At 62.1% G+C, this 8841-nt stretch carries 8 protein-coding genes; 6 read left to right on the top strand and 2 right to left on the bottom strand.

Features of this window, described 5'->3' with window-relative positions:
• Positions 1 to 83: 83 nt before the first annotated feature.
• The 6 genes from WB528_RS00530 to WB528_RS00505 all read left to right on the top strand — a co-directional run bounded on the left by WB528_RS00530 (position 84) and on the right by WB528_RS00505 (position 6554).
• Complete coding sequence (locus WB528_RS00530) at positions 84 to 794, top strand: DUF1028 domain-containing protein (RefSeq protein ID WP_423886482.1); 711 nt, start codon at positions 84 to 86, stop codon at positions 792 to 794.
• Entirely contained in the window at positions 791 to 1780 is a 990-nt protein-coding gene (locus WB528_RS00525) for an ABC transporter ATP-binding protein (RefSeq protein WP_423886481.1), read from the top strand. The genes WB528_RS00530 and WB528_RS00525 overlap by 4 nt, the downstream gene beginning before the upstream one ends.
• Positions 1777 to 2898 (top strand): ABC transporter ATP-binding protein, encoded by a 1122-nt coding sequence (locus WB528_RS00520; protein ID WP_423886480.1) that lies wholly within the window; start codon positions 1777 to 1779, stop codon positions 2896 to 2898. Before WB528_RS00525 ends, WB528_RS00520 begins: the two co-directional genes overlap by 4 nt.
• Positions 2899 to 3069: 171 nt before the next feature.
• Positions 3070 to 4575, top strand: a complete 1506-nt coding sequence (locus tag WB528_RS00515; RefSeq protein ID WP_423886479.1) for an ABC transporter substrate-binding protein — start codon at positions 3070 to 3072, stop codon at positions 4573 to 4575.
• Positions 4576 to 4722: 147 nt separating this feature from the next.
• Positions 4723 to 5664, top strand: a complete 942-nt coding sequence (locus tag WB528_RS00510; protein ID WP_423886478.1) for an ABC transporter permease — start codon at positions 4723 to 4725, stop codon at positions 5662 to 5664.
• A gap of 2 nt (positions 5665 to 5666) precedes the next feature.
• Complete coding sequence (locus WB528_RS00505) at positions 5667 to 6554, top strand: ABC transporter permease (RefSeq protein WP_423886477.1); 888 nt, start codon at positions 5667 to 5669, stop codon at positions 6552 to 6554.
• Positions 6555 to 6697: 143 nt separating this feature from the next.
• Here the strand turns inward: WB528_RS00505 and cnbZ are convergent, their stop codons facing one another.
• Both cnbZ and WB528_RS00495 read right to left on the bottom strand, forming a co-directional pair.
• Complete coding sequence (gene cnbZ / locus WB528_RS00500) at positions 6698 to 7453, bottom strand: 2-amino-5-chloromuconate deaminase CnbZ (protein WP_423886476.1); 756 nt, start codon at positions 7451 to 7453, stop codon at positions 6698 to 6700.
• Between the two features lie 115 nt (positions 7454 to 7568).
• The coding region (locus tag WB528_RS00495) for an efflux RND transporter permease subunit (protein ID WP_423886475.1) at positions 7569 to 8841 on the bottom strand (1273 nt) is incomplete at its 5' end.

Here is an 8841-nt window from a genome sequence, read left to right as displayed (position 1 = left end):
GCCGCCTCGAAGATCGGCCGCCGCCGCCGCGCCGCGGCGAACCCGCGCGGCATGCAGGGCTACGCGGCCGGACGCTAAATCCCATGACCTGGTCGATCATTGCCAAAGACAATGCCACCGGCCAGATCGGAATAGCGGTCGCCACGAAATTCTTCGCGGTCGGCGCGCGCGTGCCTCACATCGCGCCCACGTTTGGCGGGATTGCAACCCAAGCGCTGGTCAATCCCTACTACGGGATTGACGGCTTGAGGCTGCTACGTGAGGGCCGCGCCCCGCGCGAGATCGTCGAAAGCTTGATTGCGACCGATTCCGGAAACGCTAGCCGGCAAGTTCACATCATGGACGCCAAGGGGCGGATCGCCGCCTACACGGGTAAAGACTGCGTCGACTGGTGCGGGCATCTCGAAGGCGACAGTTTTTCGATTGCAGGCAACATGCTCGCGGGTGGGCGGGTTCTCGATGAAACCGCGAAGGCCTATGTCGTCAACGCTGGTACGCCGTTCGCCCGACGCATGATCGCCGCGATGCACGCCGGGCAAGCCGCCGGCGGTGACAAGCGCGGCAAGCAGTCGGCGGCACTTCTGATCTACGGCGAAGAAGAATGGTCCGATCTCGATCTCCGGGTCGATGACCACGCCGATCCGCTCGCCGAGTTAGCGCGGCTGGAAGCGGTGAGCCGCGAGCGCTGGGTGCATTTCCGCAAATTTCTGCCGAGCCGAAAAAATCCCGCCGGAATCACCGATCGCGCGGTGATCGATGCCGGCGTCGCGGCGGCGCAGGAAGACGAGCGATGACCGATACGCCGCTGATCGAAATCAGGGATTTGCGCGTCACCTTTCGTGGCGACGACGGTCGCACCACACATGCGGTCGACACCGTCGATCTGGCAGTCGGCAGAGGCGCCACGCTCGGCCTGGTCGGAGAATCCGGTTGCGGCAAGAGCGTCACCTCACTCGCCGTCATGGGGCTTTTGCCGAAGCAGTCGGCCGAGGTGACGGGGTCCATCAGCTTCGATGGCTTCGATCTTCTTGGCGTTTCCGACCAGATCCGGCGCGACCTGCGCGGCAACCGGCTTGCCATGATCTTTCAGGAGCCGATGACGTCGCTCAATCCGAGCTTCACCATCGGCGACCAGATCATGGAATCCATTCTCCGCCATCGTGGCGGGAGCCGAAGCGCCGCGCGCAAACGCACGATCGAATTGCTGCGGCGGGTACGAATCCCCTCGCCGGAGCGGCGCATCGACGAATATCCGCACAAGCTTTCCGGCGGCATGCGCCAACGCGTGATGATCGCGATGGCGCTGGCATGCGATCCGCGCCTCCTGATCGCCGACGAGCCCACCACCGCGCTCGACGTCACCCTGCAAGCACAGATTCTCGACCTGATGCGCGAGCTGAAGGCGGAAAGCGGCGCGGCCATTATCCTGATCACCCACGATCTCGGCGTGGTCGCCGAAGTCTGCGACGAGGTTGCGGTGATGTATGCCGGCGAGATCGTCGAACGAGCCGACGTCGATACTTTGTTCGCTAGCCCGCAACATCCCTACACCGTCGGCCTGTTGGGCTCGATTCCGCGTCTTGAGCACCGCACCTCGCATCTAGCGACCATCGAGGGCATGGTCCCCAACATGAGCGAGCCCCCGAAAGGCTGCCGGTTCGCCGCGCGATGTCCTTTCGTTGAGAGCGCTTGCGCCACAGCCCCACCGCCGCTCGTTGAGATCACCCCCCGCCATTGGTCGCGCTGCATCCGCGCGCCGCTCGAAAGGCTGGTGTCATGACCGCGCTGTTGGAGGCGAGAGGCCTCGTCAAGCATTTCATCGCGGCGCGTTCGGTATTCGGGCGGCCAACAGCCTTCGTCAAGGCGGTCGATGGCGTCTCGTTCAGTGTCGATGCCGGCGAGACGCTGGCCCTGGTCGGCGAATCCGGCTGCGGCAAGTCGACCGTCAGCCGGCTTGTGTTGCGCCTGATCGAACCCGATCAGGGCGACATCCGGTTCGAAGGCCGCGATCTCTTGGGGATGGGCGCGAACGAACTGCGCGCCTTCCGCCGCGACGCGCAGATCATCTTCCAGGATCCTTATGCCTCGCTCAACCCGCGGATGACGGTCGGCCAGATCCTGACCGAGCCGCTGGTGCTGCACGATCTCGTGTCACGAGAGCGACGCCGCGAACGGGTCGAAGAGTTGTTACGATTGGTCGGGCTCGAGCCACGCTTTGCGCGCCGCTACGCCCACGAATTTTCCGGCGGCCAGCGCCAGCGGATCGCGATTGCCCGGGCGCTCGCCGTCGAGCCGAAGCTGATCATCTGTGACGAGCCGGTCTCGGCGCTGGATGTCTCGATCCGATCGCAAATCCTCAATCTGCTCCGCGACCTGCAACAGCGGCTGGGCCTGGCCTACGTCTTCGTCTCGCACGACCTCGCGGTGGTCAAGCATATCGCCGATAGGGTCGCGGTGATGAATCTCGGCCATATTGTCGAGAGCGCGGACGCCGAAACGCTGTTCGCTTCGCCACGCCATCCCTATAGCCGGGCGTTGTTGTCCGCGATCCCGGTGCCGAAGCCGCGGGCCAGACGCAGCCGCATGGTGCTCGAAGGCGAGATGCCGAGCCCTATCGATCCACCCTCCGGCTGCCGGTTTCATACCCGCTGTCCCTTTGCGATCGACCGCTGCCGGATCGACGTCCCGCAATTGCTGCCAGGCCCCGCCGATCATCTGACGGCGTGCCATCGTGCGGATGAGTTGCCTGCGGCGGACGCGATCATTCCGAGCGACGGCGCGTTTTCGCCTGAACTGGAGCGATTGGTCGCAGCGTTTGGTCGCCCTGGTGTACCGATTCCGAAGTTCGTAGCATCTTGCGGAGCCACGTTTCGGACTTCGGAATCGAAAGGACGCTAACAAACCTATTGATCTAGTGTGACTTTGGTTCAGAAGTCCGCATGACCAGCCCGCGGCACAAATGATGCGGACTTCCGAACCGCCACACTAGCAGACGTGAACCGGGTTTCGGGGTTCTATGGGCGACGCCGCGGGATCGGTCGAGAAGCGATGTCAATGGAGAGACGTGTGATGAAGATGATGCGTTTGGCGGCAATTGCGGCGGCCTTGCTGTTTTCGTTTGAGGCCCACGCCCAGACCACACTCCGTATCGGCCTTGCCGAAGACCCGGACGCGCTCGATCCCTCCACCGCTCGCACTTATGTCGGCCGTATCGTGTTTTCGGCGTTTTGCGACAAGCTTTTCGACATCGACGAAAAGCTCAACATCGTGCCGCAGCTCGCGCTGTCGCATGAGACGTCGGCCGACGGCAAGGAAGTCACGATCAAGTTGCGGCCGGGCGTCAAGTTCCACGATGGCGAACCGTTCAACGCAGAGGCCGCCAAGTTCTCGCTCGACCGGCACCTCACCTTGCCGGTTTCGTTCCGTAAGCCGGAGCTTGCCGCGCTCGACCACGTCGAAGTCGTCGATCCCCTCACCATCAAGCTGGTGTTGAAGACCCCCTACTCGCCGCTGATCGCACAGCTTACCGACCGCGCCGGCATGATGGTCTCGCCCAAGGCGGCAAAAGAAGAAGGCGACAAGTTCGGCCTGCATCCGGTCTGCGCCGGGCCCTACAGGTTCGTCGAGCGCGTGCAGCAGGACCGCATCGTCTTCGAGAAATTCGCCGATTACTGGAACAAGGACAATGTCTTTATCGACCGCATCGTGTTCCTGCCGATCGTCGATGCCACGGTGCGGCTCGCCAATCTCAGGTCGGGCGGCCTCGACCTGATCGAGCGTGTGTTGGCTACCGACATCAAGGATGTTCGCGCCGATCCGAAGCTAAAACTCTCAACCGCGCTTGAGCTCGGCTATATGGGGCTCACCATCAACGTCGGCAACGACAAGAACAAGGGCGGCCTCAGCCAGTCGGAGAAAGTGCGCCAGGCGCTCGAGCTGTCGATCGATCGCGACGCGATCAACCAGGTCGTCTTCAACGGCGAGTTCACGCCGGGCAATCAGTGGGTCAGCCCCGAGCATCCCTATTATCAAAAAGCGTTTCCGATTCCGAAGCGCGATGTCGAAAAGGCCAAGGCGTTATTGAAGGAGGCGGGCGTAAAATTACCCGTCAGCGTCGACCTGATGGTGCCCAAGGGCGCGGAGAACGAGTCGGTTGCGCAGGTTATTCAATCGATGGCGGCGGAAGCGGGCTTTGACCTCAAGATCCGGCTGATCGAATTCGCAACCTCCTTCAAGCAAGCCCAGGCTGGCGAGTTCCAGGCCTTCCTGATCGGCTGGAGCGGCCGGATCGACCCCGACGGAAACTCCTACGTCTTTCTGCATAGCAAGGCGCCGCAGAATGACGGTGTCTACACCAACGCGGACGTCGACAAAGGCTTCGAGGATGCGCGCCTGACCACCGATCCCGCGAAGCGCAAGGCGATCTACGAAAGGGTGACGGGGCAAGTGCTCAAGGACGAGCCGATCATCTATCTCTATCACCGGAAGCTCTTGATCGCGCACACAGCCAAGCTCGAAGGCTACCGGCAAATGCCGGACGGCCTGGTGCGCGTCATCGGGTTGAAACTGAAGTGAAGAAGACGATCCCATTCGAGTGTCCCGGACGCGATACAGCCTCCCTGCGCCACTCCGCAGAGCCGGACCTGCCAACCGGCTCACATGGATCCTGGTTCAGCAGCGCGACATTTCATGGTTCGCTGCGCCCGGGACACGGATAGCCCCATGCTGAACTTCCTTGGCAAACGCATCCTGCAACTGATTCCGACGCTATTCTTCGTGTCCGTCCTGATCTTTCTGCTGCAACACCTGCTGCCCGGCGATCCCGCGCTCGTCATGGCCGGAGAAGAACGCAATCCCGACGTGATCGCGCAGATACGCCAGCAATACCGGCTCGATCGGCCGATCCCGGTGCAATATTTCTACTGGGTCAAAGGCATTGCATCCGGCGACTTCGGCGAATCCCTGCGGATCAAGGTGCCGGTGCGCGACCTGATCGCCGAAAAGCTGCCGGTGACGATGCAGCTGGCTTCGATGGCCATTGTGGTCGCCTTTTTGATTGGCATTCCCGCCGGCATCGTCTCGGCAGTGAAGAAAGGCACGATGTGGGATTACGGCGCCAACCTGTTTGCGCTGTGGGGCATCTCGACACCGAACTTCTGGCTCGGGATCATGCTGATCTTCCTGTTCTCGATCAAACTCGAATGGCTGCCGGCCTCGGGCTACGTGCCGCTCTCCGAAAACTGGCGCGCGAGTCTGGCTTCCACCATCATGCCGGCGTTCGTGCTCGGCAATGCCATTGCAGCGGTTTTGATGCGCCATACCCGCAGCGCGATGCTCCAGGTACTGGAAAGCGACTATGTTCGCACCGCCCGCGCCAAGGGCCTGTCGGAACGCGCCGTCATTCTCAAGCACGCCATGCGCAATGCGCTGACGCCGATCATCACACTGGGAGCGCTCGAACTTGGGACCTTGTTATCCGGCGCGGTTCTGACCGAGCAGATTTTCTCGATTCCCGGCTTTGGCAAGCTGATCGTCGATGCCGTGTTCAATCGCGACTATGCGGTGGTCCAGGGGGTCGTGCTGGTGACGGCGACCATCTACATCACGCTCAACCTGATTGCCGATATTGCCTATATCCTCGTCAACCCGCGGCTGAGGGGTTGAAGATGGTTGACGCCGCACTCGCCGCCTGCGTCGTATCAGCCAGCGACGAACTCGAAACTCCGGCGCGGCGGGCGCTGCGCCGGTTGTTGGCGCGCAAGGGGGCGGTCGTCGGCCTCATCGTGATCGCAACGTTCATCGTGCTCGCGTCGCTCGCGCCCTGGATTGTGCCATACGATCCGGTAGCGACGAGCTGGACACTGGTACGCAAGCCGCCGTCCGCGCTGCACTGGTTTGGCACCGACGATCTCGGCCGCGATATCCTTGCCCGCGTGATCTTTGGCGCCCGCGCCTCGCTGGTGGCCGGCGCGATTTCGGTCGGAATCGCGCTTTCGATCGGCGTTCCCTTTGGATTGCTTGCCGGCTATCGCGGCGGATTTGTCGACGCTCTGATCAGCCGGGTTACAGATGCGATGCTCGCCTGTCCGTTCCTGATCCTGGCCATCGCGTTGGCCGCCTTCCTCGGTCCAAGCCTCCGCAATGCCATGATCGCGATCGGTATTTCGGCGACGCCGGTCTTCATTCGGCTGACCCGCGGCCAGACCCTCAGCGTCAAGGTCGAGGACTATGTCGAGGCCGCGCGTGCCATCGGCAATCCGCCCTGGCGCATCGCACTGTTTCATATTCTGCCGAACATCCTTCCCGCGCTTCTGGTGCAGGCGACGCTATCGATTGCGGCCGCGATCATCGCCGAAGCTGCGCTATCGTTCCTCGGCCTGGGGCAGCAACCGCCGGCCCCCTCCTGGGGCAGCATGCTCAATTCAGCGCAGCGCTTTCTCACCAACGCGCCCTGGATGGCGGTATGGCCGGGGCTGGCGATTTTCCTGGTGGTGCTGTCGTTCAACCTGATTGGCGACGGCCTGCGCGACGCGCTCGACCCGAAGTCGCGATAGGCTCCGTCCTTGCGAGGAGCGAGGCGACGAAGCAATTCAGCAGTTAACGTCCTCAACGTCTGGAATCTTCGCTTTGCTTTGCTTTGCTTTGCTTTGCTTTGCTTCGCTTCGTTCGCAACGACGAGAGCGCGAACTCCCCTTCCCTAAATCACCACCTCCCGGCTCACCCTTCGGCAATCCATCTCGAATTCGAGATCGACCACGGGCGGACGCGCAAAATGCCAGGTCAGGCCGGACCGCGCGGCGCCACGGCGCACAAGTTCTTCGGCCATGAGAGGGTGGAAATCGTGGACCGTATAGGCCTGCGCCGCGGTGGTGTCTTTCCAGACGAAGCCGAATTCAGCCAGACGACTTTCCATCTCACCAACGGTGAAACCCACCTTCTCTTTCAACCCGTCCGGGCTGAGATCGCGATAGCGCACGATCCGCTCGGGATAGCTGCCGGCGCCGCCGCGGGCTTCCGCGCCGCCCGCGATGACAAAATCCGGCACAGCACTGCGGCGTTGCCCGGCGATCGGGCGGACGAAAGAGAACGCGTAGAAGGATGGCTCGGCGGTAGGATCGATCTCCGGGCAGACATTGCTGCGCGCGACGGGGTTGGTGGTGCCGTCAAAGAGGCCCCACTCCGCCAGCGTCTTGACGTAATGCTGGTTGAAGGCGAGGAAACCGGCTTCAGTGAACGCCGACGGCGAGCGCAACTCGCAGGCGCAGAACGATGTCAGCCGCTCGCCCGCGTTCTGAATGTAGGTTGCCGCTTGCGCAAACCCCTCGGCCAATGGCCGAGGCCTATCGAAGCGCACGCGTTCGATCTCGAAGCCAGGCAGCGCGCAAGCGCCGCTCGAATACTGAAAGACCGCCGGGATGAAACGATAATTGCCGGGAGAAAAGTCGCGGGTCACGTCAGGTACTTCCCTGGATCATGTTACGTTCCATGGAACTTTAACATAATCCGCTATCCCGAAACGACCCGCGCGACCAGGCGCGAATGCCGACTTCTCCCTCTGGCCAATCGCGTTAAGTCGGCTTTAACGCCTTCGATCCGAGGTCGAAGTCGGCGATTTCTCTCGCACGCTCGGACTCGGCGCCCGCGCGATGATCGGTTGCGATCCATACATAGACCGCCGGCAGCACGAACAGGGTGAACATCGTGCCAATGGTCATGCCGGCAACAACGACGAGGCCGATCGAGAACCGGCTCGCCGCGCCCGCGCCGCTTGCGGTGAGCAGCGGCAACAGGCCCGTGACCATCGCCGCTGTCGTCATCAGGATCGGACGAAGCCGGACGCGGGCCGCCATTTCAATCGCGGAACGGCGGTCCAGACTTTCTCTGAACTGCAACTCGTTGGCAAACTCCACCATCAGAATGCCGTGCTTGCTGATGAGACCGACCAGCGTCAACAGCCCAACCTGAGTGTAGATGTTCATGGTCGCCGCACCGAAGAACAGCGGAATCAGCGCACCCACGATGGCCATGGGCACGCTGATCATGATGACAAGCGGATCGCGCAAGCTTTCGAATTGCGCGGCCAGCACCAGGAAAATGATGATCAGCGCGAAACCGAACGTAATGGCGAGCTGATTGCCTTCCTGCACGTATTGCCGCGAGTCGGCGAGATAATCGTGGTTGAAACCTGCCGGAAGCTTCTTCGCCTCTCCTTCCAGGAAGTCGACCGCTTGCCCCACCGTCACCCCCGGCATCGGCACCGCCTGGAAGGTAGCGGAGTTGAGCTGGTTATAATGGGTCAGCGCGTTCGGATCGGTCCCGGTCTCGATCGACACCACCGTCGACAGCGGTATCTGCTGACCGGTCGGCGTCGACAGATAATAGTTGCCGAGCGACTCAGGCGACAGGCGGTCCTGGCGCGGCACCTGCGGAATCACCTGATAGGACCGCCCCTCGAGGTTGAAACGGTTCACGTAGTTTCCGCCAAGCATGGTGGCAAGCGTATTGCCGATATTCGCCATGGTGAGGCCGAGGTCGCTCGCCTTCGAACGATCTACCTTGATCCGCACCACCGGCTGGTTGAAATCGAGATCGCTGTCGGAGACGATGAACAATCCGCTCTTGCGTGCCGCGTCTTTCAGCTTGAGCATCTGCTCATAGACCGTCTGGAAGCCGTTGGTCGAACTGATCACCATCTGAACCGGCAGACCGCCGGGGCCGCCCGGCAGCGGCGGCAGATTGAACGCAAAGGCATTGACGCCTTCGATCTTGCTCAAGGCGGCCTGCACCAGCGGCTTCAGCTTGATTGAAGACCGCTTCCGCTCATCCCAAGGCGTCAGCAAC

This window comes from Bradyrhizobium sp. (assembly GCF_049586575.1).
In the GTDB taxonomy this organism is placed as follows: Bacteria; Pseudomonadota; Alphaproteobacteria; order Rhizobiales; family Xanthobacteraceae; genus Bradyrhizobium.
Note: the sequence above shows the minus strand (reverse complement) of the source record. Positions and strands in the feature narration are given on the sequence as shown.